This window comes from Pantoea folii, assembly GCF_056678875.1.
On sequence record NZ_JBWXON010000014.1, the window covers coordinates 1 to 22,794 of the forward strand.

The following is a 22,794-nucleotide window of genomic DNA, read 5'->3' on the forward strand; positions in this document are numbered from 1 at the left end:
CGGAAACGAAGCGTTTCCGGATTCTTACACAGCCACTGGATCGTTCAACTGATCCTTAACTGATCGGCATTAGGCCAATTGGCCCGTTTTTTTATGGATGCATTTCTCAATAACGGCGCGATTGATCGCGCATCTGAACCGCGTTTACATGGTGCGATTCATCGTGCCGCGACAGCAGATGTAAAAAAGGAAGCTCATTAGCTTCCTTTTTTTGGGCCTTAGTAGACGTCACGCAGATAGCGCTTATCTTTCTTCAACTGGTCAATGTAAGCCGCTGCACGTTCGCTAGAGAGTCCACCAAACTGGCGCACCACTTCATACAGCGCTGCATCCACATCTTTCGCCATGCGCGAAGCATCGCCACAAACATAGAAGTACGCGCCATCCTGCAGCCAGGCATACAGCTCAGCGCCTTTTTCCAGCATACGATTCTGCACGTAGATCTTCTCTTCCTGATCGCGTGAGAATGCCAGGTCGAGATGTGTTAACAGACCGCTTTGCTGCCAGCCATTAAGCTCATCTTCATAAATGTAGTCGTGTTCCTGATGCTGATCGCCGAAGAACAGCCAGTTCTTACCTTCAGCTCCGGTTGACTGACGTTCCTGCAGGAAGGCACGGAACGGGGCAATACCGGTGCCAGGTCCAACCATAATCAGCGGAGCATTGCCGTTAGCCGGCACCCGGAACGCTTTGTTTGGCGAAATAAAGATCGCTGGCTTCTCACCACGGCGCACGCGCTCAGCCAGGTAGGTTGAACATACGCCTTTACGCTCACGGCCACCGCTGTGATAGCGCACGGAAGCAATCGTCAGGTGCACCTGATTCGGATGCGTTTTGGAGCTGGAAGAGATGGAGTACGCACGGTGCTGCAACGGACGCAGCATCGCCACCAGTTCTGGAACAGACAGCGTGCGCTTCAACTCAAGCTGCAGCAGGTCCAGCGTGTCTTTGCCCCACAGCCAGTTAGCCAGCGTGTCTTTATCGTCGTGCTGTAATACGTGCAGTAGTTCCTGGTTGGCAGTGTGCTGACCCACCCACTCAATCAGCTTGCGCGATGGCTCGGAGATTTCGAACTGATAGGTCAGCAGGTCGCCGAGGTTACGGTCAAAGCCAGGTACTGGCGTTTCGTAATCCGCTTTCAATTCGCTCAACAGCAGGCTAACCAGCTCAGCATCGTTCACTGGGATGACACCCAACGCATCACCGGCTTCATATTTCAGACCGCTGTCGGTGAGGTCGAATTCAAAGTGACGAATATCTTTCGCCGATGATTCGCCTGACAGACGCTTGTTGGTCGCCAATGCAGCAGCATAAGGATTTTGCTTGTTGCTACCAGGAATGACTGGCGCTTCTGGCGCGCTCTCTAATACCGTGCCACTGCTACCCGCACTGGCGGCAAATTGTGGCATTGCATCGCCAATCCATGCACTCGACGGCTCTTCAAAATCGATATCGCAGTCGATGCGGTCAAAGACACGTTTTGCACCCAGCTGTTCCAGACGCATATCGAAGAATTTACCGGCCTGACAGAAGCCATCGTATCCGGTATCACCAATCGCCAGGATAGCAAAATGCATCTGCTCCAGGCGTGGTGCGGTGCTGGCAGAGAGTGCCTGCCAGAACAGCTGGGCGTTGTCCGGCATTTCGCCTTCACCGTAGGTGGAGGTGACAATCAGCACATGGCGCATGGTCGCAAACACGTCCAAATCCACTTCGCCCAATGCCTGAACCACCGGCACCAGACCTTTGGCACGCGCGGCTTTTGCGGCAGTTTGCGCCAGCGCTTCAGCATTGCCGGTCTGTGAACCGAACAGAATGTGCAACTGCGTGTTGGTGGCGCCACCGGCCGCAGGTGCCGTCTGCTTATCTTCTAATACCAACAGACGCGAGTGGAGACCAGCGAGAAAACCCGCCAGCCAGTATTTCTGTTCGCCGTTAAACGGCGCATCTTCAGGAATGTAAGGAATCTTCATGGATATCTGTACTCAAACCCGTCTCGTGATGTTCAGTCAATATACACACATTCATTGGTGCTGCTATCAGGAAAGTTTCCCGACAGCAGCGGCGATTTCTGGCAGCGCGGCGCGTGCAAATAGCTCTTCGAAATCAGGCAGATGGCCAAGCACCTCACGGTTGCGGGCATCCTGATAAATGATCCAGCCATAGGTCGCCAGGCTGTCCATGGAGCGAATGTTGCGTTGCGTTAATGCTGCTTTGTAATCGGACATACGTTTTGCTGCAATCAGACTCGCCAGTTCGTCATCGCTGTAGCCCTCAATGGCTGAGCGTGCATGGCGTTGCAGTTTGCTCACCAGCGCAAAATCTTCGGTCATCAGCAGGTTACGAACCGCTTTCTCAACCGCAGCATCTTCAACAGGCGTGCCTTTCGGCAGTTTGCCCAGCGCCAGCTGCTGCGCGAAGCTCAGCACGGTGTAGTTGTTGAGCAACACGAACATTTCCGCTGTATCCGTCGCACCGTAAGCCGGTACGGCGCCATCCGCAATGGTTTTACCCGTGCGCCAGGCCGCTTTGAATTTGGCAACCTGATGTGCAGCCAGTGAGGTTGACAGCTCTTCCAGCAGATCCTTACGTGATTTCGCTTTCAGGATCTCGCCACCATCTTGATACAGCAGCAATGAACGCGGCATCACGTAGACAAAGTGGTGGCACTCGGTTTCCCAATTCTCCAGCAGCCAGGCTGCGCGCGGTGAGTTGGTGGCTTCCAGGTGCCAGTTCAGCATGGTCAGCACGGCTTGCTTGTGAACCTGCGCCAATTCATCTTCGTCAGCGATTGAACCGAAAAGCACGGAATCACCCGCTGCGTGTCCTGCCAGTGCGCCGTACGGATCGTACTGGTAAGCAAAGCCACCGCTCATGCCGTTGCCGAAACCTTTACCAAAGGTGCCGAGGTTCAGAATTGCGCCATTGGTCATGTATTCGCAGCAGAAATCGCCGACGCCTTCGACGACTGCGGTTGCACCGGAGTTACGAACCGCGAAACGGTCGCCCGCCTGGCCTTGTACGAACAAACGACCACCGGTCGCACCAAACAGCGCGAAGTTACCGATCAGCACGTTGCCGTCGCTGTCTTGAGCGCCGCCGCCCGGTGACATCACCACCAGTTCGCCACCGCATTGACCTTTGCCCACGCCATCGTTACAGGTGCCGTAGTGCTTCATCTGCATACCATCGTTGCAGAAGGCACCGAATGACTGACCAGCAGAACCGCTGGTGTGGATATTCACCGTGCGCGGTGCCAGATAATGACGGCCGCGATCGTCTTTGAACACCGCTGGCAGTGCAGCACGTTGTTCAGCAGACAGTTCGTGGTTGAGCATGCGCTCGATGTCGATGGCTAACTGGCCGCCCACGCTCTTGTTACGGTTGTTCAGGGTAATGCCTGCGCCGAGCGCGATATCGCGGCTCGCCTGGTCGATCAGCTGTGTTTTCAGCTCTTCAACCCAGCCATCATCCAGCTCAAAATCTTTTTCCAGATAGACCGGCTTCGCGATTTTCTGCTCTGGCACCACGGTCAACATCGCACGCAGGTCCAGTTTGCCGACTTCCAGCGGGTGATCCATCAGGTGCAGCAGGTCAGAACGACCACGCGCTTCGCGCAGTGAACGCAGGCCAAGGCGGGCGAGGAACTCACGCACTTCTTGCGCTACGTTAACGAAGTACTGTGCCAGTTGACGCGGATCGCCATCAAAGGCTTCGGCGTTGGTGGTTAAACCGGCCGGGCATTTAACGTTACAGTTTTTCGCCATCACGCATTTCAGCATCATCAGCGCGGTGGTGCCGAACTCGAAGCTGTCGCCGCCGAGCAGGGCTGACTTGATCACGTCGCTACCGGTTTGCTGTGCGCCAGAGCAACGCAGCTGCACTTTGTCACGCAGGCCATTCGCGCAGAGCGCCTGATGCACTTCCGCGATACCGATTTCGGCAACGCGTCCGGTGTATTTCAGGCTGGTGACCGAGGCCGCACCAGTACCACCGGTGTTACCTGCCACGTTAATGACGTCTGCGCCAGCTTTTGCCACGCCCACCGCGATGGTACCGATGCCTTCTGAAGACACCAGTTTCACGATAACGCGCACGCGCGCTGCCTTACAGTCGTGGATCAGCTGCGCCAAATCCTCGATGGAGTAGGTATCGTGGTGCGGTGGGGGGGAAACCAACTCAACACCCGGCGTACCGCCACGCGCGGCGGCGATCTCCACGGTCACTTTCGGTGCAGGCAGCTGTCCGCCTTCACCCGGCTTCGCGCCCTGACCGATTTTGATCTCCAGCTCTTCCAGCATCGGATCGGCCAGATAAGCCGCCCACACGCCGAATCGGCCTGACGCCAACTGCTTAATGCGTGACGCGCGGATGGTGCCGTGACGGGAATAGTGCTCGCCACCTTCACCACAGTTACTCATGCCGCCGACCATGTTAGTGCCGTGCGCTACCGCTTCATGTGCAGGTGCCACCAACGCACCGTGGCTCATCGCACCTGAGGCGAAAGTACGGGTAATTTCGTGTGCCGGTTGAATCTCTTCCAGCGGCAGAGAAGGCAGTGCGGTAAAGATCAGTGACAGATAATCTGCCGCTTTACCGTAAGCGGTGATGTGCAATACACCGCCGGCCACGCTGCTGCTTTCGATGTCGTCGCTAAAGCGGGTTTTCAGTGCACGTGCCAGCGCTTCCAGACGTTCATCTTCTGGCTTCAGGCCCGCGATGGAATCAATCAGGCGCAGCTCGAACTGGTTCAGGCTGCCTTCCACCGCTTCACACTTCAATCCACGGGTGGCAAAACCGTTGTTGACCAGTGAGTAACGGCCGAGTTTACGACCAAACTCCGCTTCGCTGTCAACGTGGGTCAAATCACACGGCAGCGCGAGGATGTCACGCAGCGCAGCAGGGCGACGTTTACGCTCGGCGTGCATCAGGCTGGAGAATTGACGGTAATCCGGCGTGATCGCCAGTGAGTCAATGACCTCGTTCGGGATGCGTTCGAAGCTACTGTCTTTGAATGCGTCAGCTTTAATGCTGAAGGCATTGTCCAGTTTGGCCAGCGTCATCAGACGGATGAAATTGTCCTCTTCGCGTGCTTTGTCCGCGAAGCGAATCGGCTGTTCCGTCATATCAATAAAGGTACGCACGGCGATGGTGCCGTAAGAGTGACCTGCACCTTCCGCACGCTCTTTGAACAAGCCGAGCAGTGGCACTTCTGCCTCGCCCTGGATTTTCAGCGCACTCTGATGCCAGTCAACCGCCATCTGAGCGATAGCCGGGAAGCCCGCGCCACCCACAGGGGTTTTGATATTCGGGAAGTACTTCTTCAGAACCGGATCGTCGGTATTCAGGAAGTTAGGTTCAAAGAATTCACCACAGCTGTAGCTCTCAACGGTACAGAGACCCACTTTACCCATGGTCTTCATCAAGGCTTTTTCGGCGGCTTTGGCATAGCGTTTGAAGGCTTTGTTACCTTCTTCGCCTTCGCCATATTTCTCTTCCGCGCGCATCTGTACGCCCAGCGGGTAAACCGCTGACGCACCAAAGCCTAAAGTGGCTGCAATGTGGTGAGAGGAGATACTCTGGCCGCTTTCTACCACCAGAGAAACATCCAGACGCAGACCTTCCTGCACCAAACGCTGGTTGATGGCAGAGACCATCAGCAGCATAGGAATCGCCGCGTGAGTTGAAGAGATGTGGCGGTCGGTGATTACCGCAATGCCGCCCTGCTGGCGTGCGAAATCCACGACCTGCTGTGCAAGATTATCAATGGCGTTTTCCAGCGCCTTGGCGTTGGCGGCACGGCTGACGATATCTTTGCCGATGACCGGCTCATACAGCATCTCGAAACGCGCATAAGGTGCGACGGTTTGCTCGCGCAGACGCAGCATATCGAGGTGTGTCAGGATCGGCGTTGGCACGATAACCTGCTGACCTTTGCTGCGGCCAAGGTGCGGTTTTGCACCCAGTGCCACGCGCAGCGTCATGCCGTCCGCTTCGCGGATAGAATCCAGCGGCGGGTTGGTGACCTGAGCAAAGCGTTGTGAGAAGTAGTGCGCCATGCCGCCTTCGTGGTCGGACAGGCCATTGATGGCGTTGCCGTAACCCATCGCCGAGATCTTCTCAGCGCCGGTTTGCAGCATCGGGTCCATCATGAATTTGAAGCTTTCCTGGTTGTAGTAATACGCCACAAAACGCTGATAGGTTTTGAGGTCACCACGATAGCGAAGCGGTGAGCCCAGCTGCTCTGCCTGAATCTCCGGCAGATCGTGCAGGTCCACGCGAGCCGCGCTCAGCAGTGAAAGGTAATCTTTCTCTGCTGCCAGTTTTTCCAGCGCTTCCACCGTGGTGTAAGAGCGTTTTTCTTTGTGATCGTAATAGAGCATGCCGCCCGCTTCGATACGGCCACGACGCAGTACGCTTTCCGGTGGGAAGGCAATCTGACCCGCTTCTGACATCGCACCGATGTATTCGGCGGTTTCGACAGAACGCAATGGGCGCAGACCCAGGCGGTCAAGGCGTGCCCCGATCACTTCGCCATTACCGAAGATCAACGCTGCCGGGCCATCGTTCTTCTCTTCATACAGAGAGAAGTACTCCAGCATGGCGCGCACTTCATTTGACAGTGAGGTGTCGTTTTCCCACGCTGGTGGCATCATTGAGACTACGGCGTTGATCAGGTCGAGGTTATCTTCCATCAAACGGCTATGAATGCTTTGGTCCAGACGCGAGCTGTCGGACTGGCCTTTCGGACGCACGATTTTCTTACCGCGCGCCAGCATCAGCGCCGCTTCAGCGATACGGTTCTTACGGTCGGTGTTCAATTCACCATTGTGCGCCATCAGACGGAACGGCTGTGCCATGGTGGTGTGCGGATCGGTGTTGGTCGAGAAGCGGGTATGGAAGAACAGCCCGCGCACCTGATGATCGGCATCGGTCAAATCTTTGAAGTACGGAATCACTTCATTAGAGTTCAGGCGTGCTTTAAATACCTGAGTGCGTGAAGAGAGCGACAGCGGATAGAGACCACCGAATTCGCTTTCAGTAAAGGCACGCGCTTCGATGTCCAGCAGCGCACGATAGATGTGGCGCTCGAACTCGAGTTGTTCGGTGACTTCCTGCGGAGCCGCAAAGATCCACTGCACAATCGGCAGCTGGAATTGCAGAGCGGCTGGACGCGTCACGCTGCCGTCCAGCGGCATATCACGCTTCATCAGCACAGGGAAGTTATGGGCAGCGAGGGTTTCTTCCACCAGACGCTCAGCGTTCGCGCGCAGCTCGCCATCTTTTGGCACGAAGAAGTTACCGACGCCAAAGCGACCGGCTTCCAGCGGTTGGCCGGTGACTTTACGGAAGAAGTTCAGAGAAAGGTCGACGTTGACACCTGCGCCATCGCCCACGCCCTCAGCAGACATGCCGCCACGGTGCGGTACCGTGCACAGTGCGCTATGCGCCATCTGCAGGATCTCATGGGTCTGCTCGCCGTCCTTACGGGTAATAAACCCAACACCACAGCTATCACTACCGGCTGAGGGATCATACAAACCATAGGGATGAGGTTTTTGAGTGGACATTGAGGGTCTCCTTAAACTGCTTTTGACATTACCTGCATTATTTCAAGCACAGAGCACCGCTGCGTGCTGTATCAAATTCGTTTTCGCCGCTTAAACGCGGACGTCGCAATACCGAGCAAAGGCTCTCAAGAGAGTATGGTCTCGTCCTTGATGAGCTGCTCTTACTTCCGGTCTCTTACGGGAGATAACTTGCATCCAGAGGGAGTTTCTTGCTGCATAGATATGCCGAGACACAGTCCCGACTGGAAAGCATCCAGCGGAATTCCAACTTATCGGGAAAGCGAACTCAGGTCAAATAGCCAGCTTTGTTGCGGTTAATCGGCTGTTTTACCAATTAACATCATGATTATGAACAATTTATTACGTAAATAACTGTCAATCTGACGATTCTGATTCCCCTATGAAGTGTGAGCCGTCTCACTGTGAGGTACGCCTCAGATATCTAATCAATGCTGAATAACTGCATTCCATCAGCATAAAATTCTGTTGGGGCGGTTTCACGCACAGCATGTATCTGTTTTTCTTATGGCGTCATATTTGAATCAAAATAGGGCTGTCATTAGTAAAATTAATCAAGCTGATTGTGAGTAAAATGGCGCTAAAGTTGAATGAATATGCAATAACGAGGCGCAACCATCAGATGAAATGGCTGCCGGGAGGCGGAATAGCACGGGATGTGACAAAAAGGTCGCAAAAGCGCGGCCCTCCAGATTATTCAGTTGGCAGATTTAGTCAAGCGATTTGCGCATAACGACGCGAACATCGGCGAAAAGGCGCTGCGATGCACCATAATGAGGCAAAGTCAGCAGGCAATGACACGCTGAGTCGGCGCAGTGCCGCGATAATTACGCTATCATGAGCCAGATTTCGTTCAGGGAGCTCGTGATGAAACAGATTCGTCTTTTAGCGCAGTACTACGTTGATTTGATGGTCAAGCTGGGGCTGGTGCGTTTCTCGCTACTGTTAGCTTCAGCACTGGTGGTGCTGGCGATGGTGGTGCAGATGGCGGTCACCATGGTACTGCGTGGCCATGTTGAGAGTATCGATGTGGTGCGATCGGTGTTCTTTGGTCTCTTAATCACGCCCTGGGCCGTCTATTTTCTCTCGGTGGTGGTTGATCAGCTGGAAGAGTCTCGCCAGCGCCTGACAAAGCTGGTCGATAAGCTGGAAGAGATGCGCACACGCGATCTTGAACTTAATCAGCAAATGAAAGAGACCATCGCTCAGCTGAATCAGGAAATTAACGATCGTATCAAAGCGGAGCAGGCCCGCGAGCAGGTGATGGATAAACTGCGCGAAGAGATGGCGCGTCGCGAACAGGCGCAAATCGAGCTGGAACAGCAATCCTCTTTCTTACGCTCCTTCCTCGATGCCTCACCGGACTTGGTATTCTATCGCAACATCGACAAGCAGTTCTCGGGCTGTAACCGCGCGATGGAGCTACTGACCGGCATGAGCGAGAAGCAGCTGATTGGTCTGACGCCGCGCGACATCTACGACGAAGATGCCGCCTCCAAGGTGCTGGAGACCGATGAGAAGGTATTCCGCCATAACGTCTCCCTGACGTACGAACAGTGGCTGCAATATCCTGATGGGCGCAAAGCCTGCTTCGAAATCCGCAAAGTGCCGTATTACGATCGCGTCGGTAAACGCAGCGGCCTGATGGGCTTTGGTCGCGATATTACTGAGCGTAAGCGTTATCAGGACGCGCTGGAGAATGCCAGCCGTGAGAAGACCACTTTTATTTCAACCATCAGCCATGAACTGCGTACGCCGCTGAATGGCATTGTCGGCTTGAGCCGCATTCTGCTGGACACCGATCTCAATCAGGAACAACTGAAGTACCTGAAAACCATCCATGTCTCGGCCATCACGCTTGGCAACATCTTTAATGACGTGATTGAAGTGGACAAAATCGAGCGCCGCAAAGTGCAGCTGGATAATCAGCCGCTCGACTTCACCGGCTTCCTTGCCGATCTGGAAAACCTCTCCGGGTTACTGGCGCAGCCGAAAGGGCTGAAGTTCGTGATGGCACCGGAGCTGCCACTGCCGCACATCATCTCTGCTGACGGCACGCGCCTGCGTCAAATTTTATGGAACCTGATCGGTAACGCGGTGAAATTCACCCAGCAGGGTGAGATTGTGGTGCGGGTCGCCTATCACCAGGACGAAACGCTGCGCTTTGAAGTGCAGGATTCTGGCATGGGAATTCCGCAGGAAGAGCAGGACAAGATCTTCGCCATGTATTACCAGGTTAAAGATCAGCACGGCGGAAAACCCGCCACCGGTACCGGTATTGGTTTGGCGGTTTCTCGTCGTCTGGCACAGGCGATGGGCGGCGATATTAGCGTGAGTAGTGCGCCGGGGCAGGGCTCATGCTTTGTGGTCGAGATAAATGCACCTCGTGTGGCCGATGAGGTGGAAGACGAAGATCTCGACGACAGCATGCCACTGCCGGCGCTGCACGTATTACTGGTTGAAGATATTGAACTGAACGTCATTGTGGCGCGCTCGGTACTGGAGAAACTGGGATGCAGTGTGGAAGTGGCGATGACCGGCACTGAAGCGCTGGCGATGTTTGATCCGCAGGAATTTGATCTGGTGTTGCTGGATATTCAACTGCCGGATATGACCGGACTGGATGTGTCACGCGCTATTCACCAACGCCATGCTGGCATGGCGCTGCCGCCGCTGGTGGCACTGACCGCCAACGTGCTGAAAGATAAAAAAGAGTATCTCGACGCCGGTATGGATGATGTGCTGAGTAAACCGCTGGCGGTGCCGGCCTTAACAGCGATGATTAAAAAGTTCTGGGATTACCAGGGCGAACCGGAAGAAGAGATTCAGACGTCCTCAGACGTACACTCGCGCATGCTGCTCGATGTGGAGATGCTGGAACAGTATATCGAATTGGTCGGCCCAGGATTGATTACACAAAGCCTGACGATGTTTGAACAAATGATGCCGGGCTATCTCGACGTGCTGGATTCCAACATGATGGCGCGCGATCAAAAAGGGATTGCGGAAGAAGGGCATAAAATTAAGGGTGCTGCGGGCTCAGTAGGACTGTTGCATCTGCAGAAACTGGCGAAACAGATACAGTCACCGGAACTGCCAGCATGGTGGGACAACGTGCAGGAGTGGATCGACGAATTAAAACATGAGTGGCTGCATGACGTTAACGTGTTACGCGAGTGGGTAGCTGAAAGGGAAAAATCTTCGGACGCCAGAAAAAAATGACCCCAGTCGAAACTGGGGTGCGCGAATACTGCGCCAACACCAGGGAAATGGGTACTGCTGCTATCGTTAGAAGTCGAATAGATCAGCAACAGTATGGTATTGGTTAACGCTTCGAAATCACCTTAACAAATTCGCCAACGCTTGTGACAAGATTCATTAAATTGTGTGAAGTTGAGCAGCGATTAAATACAGAAAACATTAATTTGCTGACACAGTCAAGCAAGGAATTAATTTCTTTGCCGTATTGCACTATTTTTGACCAATTGTTCTGCTTTTTGCCTGAATTTCCTTCAGCCTGAAGCAGGAAAAGCCTGACAGCTGCACTGAAATTCCTAATCAGCCGAAAAATCAGAGTTGATTGAACTTAACATGCTGATATTAGGTAACAAATAAGGTGGTTCTGGTGGGTTATCCAAAACGTTTTGGAAACCCTCTGCTGAAAGTTCCAGTTTAAGGTTTTGCGGTGCAATGTAAACCAAACGGAAGGCTAAATCCTTTACCATTGTCAGGGCTAATCATGATGATGTTGACGCGATTTCAGCCACGTTTATTGAAACGGCTGCGCTCATCAGTGCGCTTATTCAAACGCTTTGAAAGTTTATTGTTAAGTATTGTGAAAGTTTAAACGTGATCTTTATCACTTTGTATGAAGTATCCGATTGTAAGGGTTTTGCTGGATTTTTCACCATGGAACCGATTCCCTCATAATGGAAGTGCTTGATGTGATTGGCTCTAATAGAGGAACGATGATGACGCAGGTAATAACTTCATCTCTAACTTTCACGCGATAAGCGGTAAAGTTTTGCCCAGGATTACAGGTAATCAAAATTGTGACCGGGGTGATTGATTAATGCAGGGAACAGGTAAGAGAAAATTGCATGAGTAAGAGTAAAGGGAAAATGGGGCAACGCCTTAAAGTGCTGATTGCTAAAGTGCTGCTGGCGTGGTTGGGAATTTGGCTGGCAGGCATCGTGATCTTTGCCTTTTTACCTGTGCCGTTTTCTGCGGTGATGGTGGAGCGTCAACTGGGCGCCTGGTTCAGTGGTCGGTTCGACTATGTGGCGCACTCCGATTGGGTCAGCATGGATGAGATTTCTCCGTGGATGGCGCTGGCCGTGATCGCTTCTGAAGATCAAAAATTTCCGGAGCACTGGGGCTTTGATGTCGATGCGATACAAAAAGTATTGGATAACGATGGCTCAGAACAGATGCGTGGTGCCTCAACGCTGTCGCAGCAGACCGCAAAAAACCTGTTCTTATGGGATGGCCGCAGCTGGGTGCGAAAAGGGCTGGAAGCCGGTTTAACCGTTGGACTCGAAACCGTGTGGACCAAACGCCGCATTCTGACGGTATATTTGAATATTGCGGAGTTTGGCAACGGCGTGTTTGGTGTAGAAGAGGCTTCACAGCGCTACTTCCACAAACCAGCCAGTCGTCTGACGATTTCTGAAGCGGCGCTGCTGGCGGCGGTACTACCAAACCCGATTCGCTTCCGCGCTGATGCACCTTCCGGGTATATACGAATGCGCCAGCAGTGGATAATGCGCCAGATGCGTCAGTTAGGTGGGGAAGGTTTCCTCGCGCGTTACAAATTGCATTAACAGCAATTAGTCTTCGTCAAACCCGGCTTCGAACAGCTCAATCACCGCAGCCAGCGCCTCGACTTCCTGCGGACCGCTGGCTTCAATCTCGATATGGCCGCCTTTCGCGGAGTCGAGCATCAGCAGCGCAATCACGCTGCTGGCTTCGGCTTCCGTACCGGCTTCATTGCGCAGTAGTACCTCTGCGTCAAAACTCTGCACCAACTCGAACAGTTTCATTGCCGGGCGCGCATGCATGCCCAGCTTATTGCGAATCTCAACGACTTGCTTCACGGTCATGATTTACGTTTTTCCAGAGTGCGATGACGAGACTGCACATTTTTGCCGCGTGAACGGAAGTAATCTGCCAGCTGTTCGGCGATGTAAACCGAACGGTGTTTACCCCCGGTACAGCCAATCGCGACCGTTAGATAGCTGCGGTTGTTGGTTTCCAGCATCGGCAACCACAGCTCCAGATAGCTGCGCGTCTGGTAAATGAAGTTATGTACTTCAGTGTGGCGGTCGAGGAAAGCCGCAACAGGACGATCAAGCCCGGTCATCGGACGCAGCTTGGGATCCCAGTGCGGGTTTGGCAGGAAACGCACATCGAAGACGTAATCGGCATCAATGGGAATGCCGTGTTTGAAGCCGAAGGACTCAAACACCATGGTCAGCTCACGCTCACGTTTGCCTGACAGGCGCGTACGCAGCATTTCAGCCAACTCATGGACCGACATTTCGGAAGTATCAATGATCAGGTCTGCCCGCGAACGCAAAGGCTCAAGCAGGTCACTCTCTTCATCAATCGCACTTTCCAGTGACAGGTTTTTACTGGAGAGCGGATGGATGCGGCGAGTATCACTGTAACGCCGTATCAGCGTGTTGCGATCGGCGTCCAGGAACAGTAACTGTGGTGAAAACGAATCCGGCAGATTGTTGAGCGCCGTTTCAAACACCTCCGGCGATTCAGGCATGTTGCGCACATCAATGCTGACGGCCGCTGAAATATTGCGCTCTGTTAGGGTGTTCGCTAATTCCGGTAGCAGCACCACGGGTAGATTATCGACACAGTAAAATCCCATGTCTTCCAGGGCACGCAGTGCGACCGATTTTCCTGAGCCTGACCGACCGCTAACGATCATCAGCACCATCACATTTCTCCCGTTTTAAACCGACGAATAGGCCGGTAAATGTGTCTGTCGCTTAAGAGTGTTCTTCCTGAGCTTCTGTGATAATGGCATAGAGTTCTTCATCACTCTGTGCCGCACGCAAACGGCGGCAGACGGTTTTGTCTGCCAGACGTTTAGCGACCAGCGACAGCGTATGCAAATGGGTTTTGCACTGGTCTGCAGGCACCAGCAGAGCAAACAGCAGATCAACCGGCTGATTATCCACGGCGTCAAAAGCGATTGGTTGGTCGAGGCTGATAAATACGCCAACGGCGCGCAGCGTATCCTCCTCCAGCTTGCCATGCGGAATGGCGATACCGTTGCCAATGCCAGTACTGCCCATACGTTCGCGAGTCAGAATGGCTTCAAAAAGTGTCTGGTGCGGCAGATTGAGCTGCTTCGCTGCCAGCTCGCTGATAATTTCCAGCGCGCGTTTTTTACTCTGGCAGTGTACGCCGCTACGGGTACAGTCCAGTGAGAGGACCGAGCTCAATTCCAGTGTCAGATCGTTGTTCATCATCGTTTCACTTGCGAGTTCACATAGCCGCAAGGTTAACGCCATTCATAACACAATGGCGAGTCTCCCGTTGGCGCTTGCGCAGATGACAAAACGGGGCGGTTAACCCGCCCCATTTGCGCTCTGAGTGCCGAATCGGTCAGCACTCTGCAAGCATGAAGGTTAGTGTTTTTTCAGTTTGTCTTTGTGTTTGGTCAGCTGACGGGAAAGCTTGTCGATTAACCCGTCGATGGCCGCGTACATGTCTTCCGCTTCCCCTGTGGCGTGCAGCTCTCCGCCGTTGACGTGCAGTGTTGCTTCCGCAATCTGCGTCACCTTCTCCACTTTCAGAACAATATAAACCTGATTGATACGATCAAAGTAGTGTTCCAGTTTGGCAAATTTGCTATTTACAAATTCGCGCAGCGGTTCAGTGATTTCAACATTCAGTCCGGTCAGGTTTAGCTGCATAGGTCTTCCTTCTTCGTTCGGTCAAACCAACTGCTTACGCTGGTTTGATGGCGGTATAGATAAAGACTCGCGATATTTAGCAACCGTACGTCGCGCCACCATGATGCCCTGATCGGATAACATGGAGGTGAGTTTGCTGTCGCTCAAGGGTTTTGCGGGGTTCTCCGCGGAGATCAATTTCTTCACCAGGGCACGGATCGCCGTGGAAGAGGCTTCGCCACCGCCTTCGGTATTCACATGGCTGGAGAAAAAATATTTTAATTCAAAGATGCCACGCGGGCTGTGCAGGTACTTTTGCGTGGTCACACGGGAAATGGTGGATTCATGCATGTCCACGGCCTGGGCGATATCTGCCAGCACCATCGGCCGCATGTATTCCTCGCCCTGTTCAAAGAACGCCTGCTGCTGCTCGACAATACAACGCGTCACTTTGAGCAGTGTGTCGTTGCGGCTTTCGAGGCTTTTAATCAGCCATTTGGCTTCCTGCAAATTACTGCGAATGAATTGGCTGTCGCTGTCGTTACGTGCGGAACCGCCCATCGCGGCGTAATGTTGATTGATCTTCAGGCGCGGCAAGCTGTCTGAATTCAATTCAACGGTCCAGCGCTTACTGGTTTTACGCACCAGTACATCAGGAATCACATACTCGGGTTCGCTGGTGTTGATCGATTGGCCGGGACGGGGATCGAGTGACTGAATCAGCAGCATCGCGTCTTTCAGCACTTCTTCCTTGAGGCGTGTTATACGCATCAGGCTGCGAAAATCGTGGTTGGCCAGCAGATCCAGATGTTCACTGACGATCAACCGCGCTTCTGCCAGCATTGGCGCATCGGCAGCGTATTGTGAAAGTTGCACCAGCAAGCAGTCACGTAGATCACGTGCACCGACACCGACAGGATCAAAGCGCTGAACACGCTTCAGCACCGCTTCAACCTCTTCCAGCGTCAGCTCTTCATCACCAATGCTGTCGCAGATGTCCTGGACGGAAACGGTGAGATAGCCCGTGTCATCAATGGCGTCGACAATTGAAGTGGCAATCGCGCGGTCGGTATCCGTAAACGGCGTGAGCTCCACTTGCCACATCAGGTAGTCCTGCAGTGACTGGGTGGTTTCGCCTTGATAAACCGGCAGCTCATCATCCTGGTAATCGGTACCCGTGCCAGAAGGCGTTCCCGCGGTGTAGATTTCATCCCAGGTGGCGTCGAGTGGAAGCTCCTCGGGCATCTCTTTCTGTTCGAGGGCTTCACGTGTGTCTAACGAGTCGCTCTCCTGATGCTCACGTGAATCGACTTCTTCATGCAGATCGGTTTGCTCAAGCAGCGGATTGCTTTCCAGCGCCAGTTGCAGTTCCTGCTGGAGTTCAAGCGTAGAGAGTTGCAGCAGACGAATGGCCTGCTGCAACTGTGGGGTCATCGCCAGCTGTTGGCTGAGCCTGAGTTGCAAACCTTGCTTCATAATTCTGCTTGAATTTCCTAAGCAAATGTCGTGAATAACGACACCTTATCAGAGTCTGAACTCTTCGCCCAAATAAACCCGTTTAACCTGCTCATCTGCAAGAATTTCATCCGGCGTGCCATGCGCGATCAGATGTCCCTGGCTCACGATGTAAGCACGTTCGCACACCGCAAGCGTTTCACGCACGTTGTGATCGGTGATCAACACGCCAAGACCGCTGTCGCGTAGGTGTTCGATGATTTTTTTGATATCGATGACTGAGATCGGGTCAACACCGGCAAAAGGTTCATCCAGCAGGATAAATTTGGGGTTGGCTGCCAGAGCGCGAGCGATTTCAACACGGCGGCGTTCACCACCGGAAAGCGCCTGCCCCATGCTGTCACGCAGATGCTCAATGTGGAACTCTTCCATTAACTCATTGGCACGATCCTGACGCTGCTCTTCCGTTAAATCATCGCGGATTTGCAACACCGCCATCAGATTGTCGAACACGCTTAGACGGCGGAAGATTGACGCTTCCTGCGGCAGATAGCCAATACCACGGCGCGCTCGCGCATGCAGCGGCAGAATACTGATATCTTCGTCATCGATCACGATGCGGCCTGCATCACGCGGCACAATCCCGACAACCATATAGAATGTGGTGGTCTTGCCGGCACCGTTTGGACCCAGCAGGCCGACAATCTCGCCAGATTTTACCTGCAGGCTGACATCTTCCACCACGCGGCGGCCTTTATAGGCTTTCGCCAGGTTTTCAGCGACTAATGTGGCCATAGCGATCAGTTACTCTTTTTAGGGCTCGTGGACGAGCCGTTTTTGTCCTGCAACTGCGACGGCACCAGTACGGTGGTGACGCGTTTGCTTTCGCCCTGGCTAAATGCCTGCATTTTCTGCTCTTTCACCAGGTAAGTGATGCGATCGCCTTTGATGTTGCTGTCCAGCTGCTGAATGAAGGCATTGCCCGTCAGTTCAACGAAATCGTTCGCCAGCTCATAATGCAGTTTTGAGGCGTGGCCCTGCACGGGTTTGCCGTTATCCTGCATCTGGTAGAAAGTGGCGGGAGCGCCGTAGGCATCCACGATAGTTTTTTTACTGTCGCCACCTGGACGTGTGACCACCACTTTGTCAGCGGTGATTTTGATTGAACCCTGGGTCACAATGACATTGCCGGTAAAGGTCGCTACGTTGCCTTGCAGATCCAGCGCCTGATTCACCGAATCAATATTAACGGGTTTGTCAGAGTCTCCCGTCAGGGCCAGCGCGGGCAGGCTGGTCGCCAGTAAGGCGCTTACCAACAACAACTTAAGGCTGTTTTTGTTCATTTTGGATTTCATAGGAAGTTTTGACCTTTTCAAGCAGCTGGGCATTCTTGGTTCGTAAATTGCCGCGCATCTTCATGCCAGTGGAATTAAAACTGCGGCCAAATAGGGTGACTTGATCGTCAGATGTCACATCCTGGGTGACCAGATTAACCTGAGCCGTATCGGTAATAATGCGCTCAAGTTGAGAATCCTGGGTCAGGGAATTCACTTCGACGTGACCATATAGATACAGCATACGATCTTTGGTCAGCTTTGCCTTATCGGCACGTATAGTCCAGGTGGGCACTTTATTTTCATCATACGTGGTTGCAACCGGATTATCGAACCAGCTCACCTCATCTGCCGCAAAGTAAGTCACTTTATCCGAGATCAGTTTGTACGCCAGCGCGCCCGTGGGGTTATACACCACAGAATGGGACTTCTCGCTGGTATAGCTTGGCTCCTGGCTATTGGTCGCCACCGGCGCTTCGCTATCGTCCTGGTTGGTGAGATTCCAGCCGATCAGCACCAGGGCAATCAAGGCCAAAATCAGCGTTATCCAACGCCTGCTCTTACTCATACTGATTGCCCTTTGGCATCCTCAAATTTGTTCTGCGCCATCAAAATCAGATCGCAGAGTTCACGTACCGCACCACGGCCACCGGCAATACGGGTGACGTAGTGTGCACGAGGTAATAACACGGGGTGGGCATCGGCGACGGCCACACTCAAACCGGCCTCCGCCATCACAGGCCAGTCGATCAAATCATCGCCGATGTAAGCCACTTGCTCAGCAGATAATGACAGTTTATCCAGGAGTTCACGCCACGCCAAAAGCTTATCTGATTGTCCCTGATAAAGATGCGTAATGCCGAGCGTCTGGCAACGATCTTCCAGCAGCTTCGCTTTGCGGCCAGTAATAATAGCCACTTCGATATCAGAGGTCAGCAGGCAGCGAATACCATAGCCATCACGGACGTTAAAGGCTTTCAATTCTTCGCCGTTGTTGCCCATGTAAATCACGCCGTCAGACATCACACCGTCCACATCGCAAATCAGCAGGCGAATCCGCGCCGCCCGAGCCATTACCTCGGCACTCACCGGGCCATAGCAGGTATCGATCATCGTGGTTTCAACACTCATTATTTGTTCCTGTTCAAACTACGCCAGCGCGCAGCATGTCATGCATATGTACCACACCGAGCAGACGATCGTCATCGGCGACCAGTACCGCAGTGATGTTTTTGTTTTGCATCAGATTCAGTGCGTCAACAGCCAGCATATTCGGGCGCACGCGAATCCCGCCGCGCGTCATCACATCCTGAATGCTGGCTGACTGGAAATCGATGCCCATATCGAAGATGCGGCGTAAGTCGCCATCAGTGAAAATGCCTTCGATTTTCATCAGGTCGTCAACAATCACCGTCAGGCCGAGGTTTTTGCGCGTAATTTCCAGCAACGCATCCCGCAGCGACGCATCGCGGCTGACGTGTGGGATCTCGTCACCACTGTGCATAATATCGCTCACGTGTAGCAGCAGTTTGCGGCCCAGTGCGCCACCGGGATGCGAGAGCGCGAAGTCTTCCTGAGTAAAGCCGCGTGCTTCCAGCAGGGCAACTGCCAGCGCATCGCCCATCACCAGCGTGGCGGTAGTACTGGAGGTCGGTGCCAGACCGAGCGGGCACGCTTCCTGTGGAACCTTAACGCATAAATGCACGTCAGCGGCACGCCCCATGGCACTCTCCGGACGGCTGGTGAGGCAAATCAACGGCACTTTCTGTCGCTTGAGGACCGGGATGAGCGCCAGAATTTCGTTCGATTCGCCACTATTAGAGATAGCGATCACCACGTCGTTTGCTGTCACCATGCCGAGGTCACCATGGCTCGCTTCGCCAGGATGAACAAAGAACGAGGACGTGCCGGTACTGGCAAAAGTCGCTGCCATTTTTGCACCAATATGACCGGATTTGCCCATGCCCATCACCACCACTTTTCCACGGCAGGCAATGATCATTTCGCAGGCGCGGCTAAAGTCGGCATTAATATACTGATCGAGCTGCTCCAGCCCTTCGCGTTCGATGCGCAGTACCGCTTTACCTGACTGTTGGTAATCAAAAACCGGTTGCTGATGTGACATGGTCAGTCCGTCCTTAATAACTTGTGATGAGCGCAGGGCTGAGCCACAGCCACAGAACCCACGCAATAAATCCCGATAACAAAAGAGAGCCCGCTACGCGGCCAATCCGGCGTTTGCGTAACAGGCAAAGTAGGGCGAACAGCACGCTGACACCTAGCATCACCCAGTAATCTCGTGCGAAAGCGTGTGCATCAACGCTGCCGGGGTGCACCAGCGCGGGCAGGCCCAGCACAATGGCCAGATTAAAGATATTAGCGCCAATCAGGTTACCGATAGCGATATCGTCTTCACCTTTCAATGCACCCGCCAATACGGTAGCCAGTTCAGGCAGGCTGGTGCCGACGGCAATCAACGTCAGACCCATGACCAGCTCGCTGACACCAAAATAGTCGGCAAACACGGTGGCATTATCGATCACCATCCGCGTTGACATCGGCAGAATAATCAGCGCCACCGCCAGCCACAGAAAGGCCACGGTATTGCCAGCTTCATCGCGCGGCAGTTCAGCCAATTGTTCGCGCGTTAACGTGTCGTTGTTATCCCGCTCTGCGCGGCGGGCGATGCGAATGGCGATCAGCAGATAACCTAAAGCAATCAGCAGCAGCGCGATGCCATTAAGTCGACTAAGGTGATTATCAAACAACATGATGCCACTCAGCAGTGAGACCAGCAGCATCAGGGGGAGTTCGCGCCGAATCAGGTTGGAGTGCACTGTCAATGGGTGCAAAAGTGCGGCACCGCCGAGGATCAGCAGAATATTGGTAATGTTTGAGCCCAGCGCCGTCCCTACAGCTAAATCCATTTGCCCATGCTGCGCTGCAGAAAAAGAAACGATCAGTTCGGGTAACGATGTGCCAATGCTTACCACTGTCATGCCGATGATCAGCGGAGGAATGCCGAAGGATCGACACAGGATCGCGGCACTGAAAACCAGACGGTCAGCACCGTAAGCCAGTAAAATCAATCCAATAAACAGCAGGGCAGTGGCTACGAACATGAAAAATCCTTGATGGATAGGTGTGTCGGCAAACCTTGTCCGACAGGTAAATACATTGCGCGCGCGGAAACAGGCGCTGATTTTGACTGTCTGAGAGGCAAAAGTAAATTTTAAGGCCGTTTTCGCCACACCTGACGGGTAAGTTTCTGTAAAACTATCGTGCATTGTGGTCTACCAGGCTACCATCCACGACTTTGATTACGCCCGATCCGCATAAAGAGGTAACGATGATCCAGCAAAAAACGAATCTGGTTGAGGTTCGTGGCGTCAGCTTCACTCGCGGAGACCGCGTCATCTTTGATGACATTTCGCTTACCGTGCCAGCGGGTAAAGTGACTGCTATTATGGGGCCATCCGGGATTGGAAAAACCACGCTGCTGCGCCTGATTGGTGGTCAGTTGCAACCGGATAAAGGGGAAATTTGGTTCCGTGACCAGAATATCCCAGCGCTTTCCCGCACTAAATTGTATGAAGTGCGAAAAAAAATGAGCATGTTGTTCCAGTCGGGTGCACTTTTTACCGATCTTAACGTCTTTGATAACGTTGCCTGGCCGTTGCGTGAACACACACAATTACCGCCGGAATTGCTGCACAGCACGGTGATGATGAAGCTGGAAGCAGTCGGCCTGCGCGGTGCAGCCAAACTGATGCCGGCCGAGCTTTCTGGTGGCATGGCGCGCCGTGCCGCACTGGCGCGCGCGATTGCGCTGGAGCCGGACCTGATCATGTTCGATGAGCCCTTTGTCGGCCAGGATCCGATTACCATGGGCGTGCTGGTGAAATTGATCGATGAATTGAACCACTCGTTAGGTGTGACATGCATTGTGGTTTCACACGATGTGCCAGAGGTCTTGAGCATTGCTGACCATGCCTATATTGTTGCCGGTCAAAAGATTATTGCCCAGGGCAGTGCGCCGGAGTTGCGGGAAAATCCCGATCCGCGCGTGCGCCAGTTTATTGAGGGTCATGCGGACGGTCCAGTGCCATTCCGCTTCGCTGCCGGGGATTACCTCAGCGATCTGACTCGTGCAGGGAGAACGTAAACTGATGTTGCTAAAGGCGCTGGCGTCACTTGGACGTCAGGGAATTAATACTTGCGCGGCGTTTGGCCGTGCAGGCCTGATGCTGTTTCATGCGCTGGTGGGTAAACCCGCTTTCCGCCGCCACGCGCCACTGCTGGTAAAACAGCTGTACAGCGTGGGTGTGCTGTCGCTGCTGATCATTGTGGTCTCGGGTTTATTCATTGGTATGGTGCTGGGCCTGCAGGGTTATCTGGTGCTGACGACCTACAGCGCTGAAACCAGTCTCGGCATGCTGGTGGCCTTATCGCTGCTGCGCGAACTGGGTCCCGTGGTCACGGCATTGCTGTTTGCAGGACGCGCGGGTTCAGCCCTGACGGCAGAAATTGGTTTGATGAAAGCCACCGAACAGCTCTCCAGCATGGAAATGATGGCCGTTGATCCGCTGCGTCGCGTGGTTTCGCCGCGCTTCTGGGCAGGGTTTATCAGCATGCCGCTGCTAGCCTTGATCTTTACGGCAGTCGGTATTGCCGGTGGGGCGTTGGTGGGCGTGGGCTGGAAAGGCATCGATCCGGGCTTCTTCTGGTCAGCGATGCAAAATGCCGTGGATTTCCGCACCGATGTCATCAACTGCATCATTAAAAGCGCAGTCTTTGCCGTGACGGTAACCTGGATTGCGCTGTTCAATGGCTATGATGCCATCCCGACCTCGGAAGGGATTAGTCGGGCGACAACGCGTACCGTAGTGCATGCTTCACTGGCGGTACTCGGTTTGGACTTTGTGCTGACAGCACTGATGTTTGGGAATTGATGCAATGCAAAGCAAGAAAAACGAAATCTGGGTTGGCGTCTTCATGCTGGCAGCACTGTTGGCACTGTTATTCCTCAGCCTGCGCGTGGCCGATCTCAAGTCACTTGGCACCGAACCGACATGGAAGCTGTATGCCACTTTCGATAATATTGGCGGCCTAAAAGTCAGCTCACCGGTGAAAATTGGTGGTGTGGTGATTGGTCGAGTAACGGATATTTCGCTGGATGATAAAACGCTGTCGCCGCGTGTCACCATGGACATCAGCGATCAGTATGCTGACAAAATCCCGGACACCAGCTCGCTGGCCATTCGCACGCAAGGTCTGCTGGGTGAACAGTTCCTCGCACTGAATTTAGGCTTTGACGATCCAGAACTGGGTTCGGCAATGCTGAAAGATGGCGGCACGTTGCGTGACACCAAATCCGCGATGGTGCTGGAAGATTTGATCGGCCAGTTCCTCTACAAGAGCGGCGACAATAAAAACGATAATCAAAAGCAGGGCACCGAGAGTGCGCCTGCTCCGGCAGCACCTGCTACAACGGAATAG

General features: G+C 53.6%; 18 protein-coding genes. 5 read left to right on the forward strand and 13 right to left on the reverse strand.

Annotation, left to right across the window (positions count from 1 at the left end; genetic code table 11):
* Positions 1-218 precede the first annotated feature (218 nt).
* The gene (locus AC1MDE_RS16305; RefSeq protein ID WP_034826640.1) at positions 219-1,973 is read right to left on the reverse strand and encodes a sulfite reductase subunit alpha; all 1,755 of its coding nucleotides are present in this window, start codon (positions 1,971-1,973) and stop codon (positions 219-221) included.
* A gap of 66 nt (positions 1,974-2,039) precedes the next feature.
* The gene (locus tag AC1MDE_RS16310) at positions 2,040-7,571 is read right to left on the reverse strand and encodes a glutamate synthase-related protein (protein ID WP_058962134.1); all 5,532 of its coding nucleotides are present in this window, start codon (positions 7,569-7,571) and stop codon (positions 2,040-2,042) included.
* 885 nt (positions 7,572-8,456) lie between these two features.
* Here AC1MDE_RS16310 and arcB point away from each other — a divergent pair.
* Both arcB and mtgA read left to right on the forward strand, forming a co-directional pair.
* On the forward strand, positions 8,457-10,811 hold the full coding sequence (gene arcB, locus AC1MDE_RS16315) for an aerobic respiration two-component sensor histidine kinase ArcB (protein ID WP_058962133.1): 2,355 nt from the start codon (positions 8,457-8,459) through the stop codon (positions 10,809-10,811).
* A gap of 878 nt (positions 10,812-11,689) precedes the next feature.
* On the forward strand, positions 11,690-12,412 hold the full coding sequence (mtgA, locus tag AC1MDE_RS16320; protein ID WP_045815873.1) for a monofunctional biosynthetic peptidoglycan transglycosylase: 723 nt from the start codon (positions 11,690-11,692) through the stop codon (positions 12,410-12,412).
* Positions 12,413-12,418: 6 nt separating this feature from the next.
* Here the strand turns inward: mtgA and npr are convergent, their stop codons facing one another.
* From npr to AC1MDE_RS16375, 11 genes are all read right to left on the reverse strand, one after another.
* A complete protein-coding gene (npr, locus tag AC1MDE_RS16325) occupies positions 12,419-12,691 on the reverse strand; it encodes a PTS phosphocarrier protein NPr (protein WP_034826632.1) in 273 nt (90 codons plus the stop codon).
* Positions 12,688-13,542: an RNase adapter RapZ gene (gene rapZ, locus AC1MDE_RS16330; RefSeq protein WP_038649498.1), complete on the reverse strand. Its 855-nt coding sequence runs from the start codon at positions 13,540-13,542 to the stop codon at positions 12,688-12,690. Before rapZ ends, npr begins: the two co-directional genes overlap by 4 nt.
* 52 nt (positions 13,543-13,594) lie before the next feature.
* Positions 13,595-14,077, reverse strand: a complete 483-nt coding sequence (gene ptsN / locus AC1MDE_RS16335; RefSeq protein WP_176505766.1) for a PTS IIA-like nitrogen regulatory protein PtsN — start codon at positions 14,075-14,077, stop codon at positions 13,595-13,597.
* A gap of 162 nt (positions 14,078-14,239) precedes the next feature.
* The gene (gene hpf, locus AC1MDE_RS16340; protein WP_034826627.1) at positions 14,240-14,527 is read right to left on the reverse strand and encodes a ribosome hibernation promoting factor; all 288 of its coding nucleotides are present in this window, start codon (positions 14,525-14,527) and stop codon (positions 14,240-14,242) included.
* Between the two features lie 21 nt (positions 14,528-14,548).
* Positions 14,549-15,982, reverse strand: a complete 1,434-nt coding sequence (gene rpoN, locus AC1MDE_RS16345; RefSeq protein ID WP_058962131.1) for an RNA polymerase factor sigma-54 — start codon at positions 15,980-15,982, stop codon at positions 14,549-14,551.
* A 48-nt stretch (positions 15,983-16,030) separates the two neighbouring features.
* Complete coding sequence (lptB, locus tag AC1MDE_RS16350) at positions 16,031-16,756, reverse strand: LPS export ABC transporter ATP-binding protein (RefSeq protein WP_034826621.1); 726 nt, start codon at positions 16,754-16,756, stop codon at positions 16,031-16,033.
* 5 nt (positions 16,757-16,761) lie between these two features.
* Positions 16,762-17,316: a lipopolysaccharide ABC transporter substrate-binding protein LptA gene (gene lptA, locus AC1MDE_RS16355; protein WP_034826619.1), complete on the reverse strand. Its 555-nt coding sequence runs from the start codon at positions 17,314-17,316 to the stop codon at positions 16,762-16,764.
* Complete coding sequence (gene lptC, locus AC1MDE_RS16360; protein ID WP_480344840.1) at positions 17,285-17,863, reverse strand: LPS export ABC transporter periplasmic protein LptC; 579 nt, start codon at positions 17,861-17,863, stop codon at positions 17,285-17,287. Before lptC ends, lptA begins: the two co-directional genes overlap by 32 nt.
* On the reverse strand, positions 17,860-18,426 hold the full coding sequence (gene kdsC / locus AC1MDE_RS16365) for a 3-deoxy-manno-octulosonate-8-phosphatase KdsC (protein WP_058962130.1): 567 nt from the start codon (positions 18,424-18,426) through the stop codon (positions 17,860-17,862). Before kdsC ends, lptC begins: the two co-directional genes overlap by 4 nt.
* Positions 18,427-18,439: 13 nt before the next feature.
* Positions 18,440-19,420, reverse strand: coding sequence for an arabinose-5-phosphate isomerase KdsD (gene kdsD / locus AC1MDE_RS16370; protein ID WP_479401216.1), 981 nt, complete (start codon positions 19,418-19,420; stop codon positions 18,440-18,442).
* Between the two features lie 13 nt (positions 19,421-19,433).
* Positions 19,434-20,417, reverse strand: coding sequence for a calcium/sodium antiporter (locus AC1MDE_RS16375; RefSeq protein WP_058962129.1), 984 nt, complete (start codon positions 20,415-20,417; stop codon positions 19,434-19,436).
* Positions 20,418-20,644: 227 nt separating this feature from the next.
* Between AC1MDE_RS16375 and mlaF the strand changes: the two genes are divergently transcribed.
* From mlaF to mlaD, 3 genes are read left to right on the forward strand one after another with little or no spacing between them, the layout of a single operon-like run.
* Complete coding sequence (gene mlaF, locus AC1MDE_RS16380; RefSeq protein ID WP_034826608.1) at positions 20,645-21,460, forward strand: phospholipid ABC transporter ATP-binding protein MlaF; 816 nt, start codon at positions 20,645-20,647, stop codon at positions 21,458-21,460.
* 4 nt (positions 21,461-21,464) lie between these two features.
* A complete protein-coding gene (mlaE, locus tag AC1MDE_RS16385) occupies positions 21,465-22,247 on the forward strand; it encodes a lipid asymmetry maintenance ABC transporter permease subunit MlaE (protein WP_034826606.1) in 783 nt (260 codons plus the stop codon).
* Between the two features lie 4 nt (positions 22,248-22,251).
* Positions 22,252-22,794 (forward strand): outer membrane lipid asymmetry maintenance protein MlaD, encoded by a 543-nt coding sequence (gene mlaD, locus AC1MDE_RS16390; RefSeq protein WP_034826604.1) that lies wholly within the window; start codon positions 22,252-22,254, stop codon positions 22,792-22,794.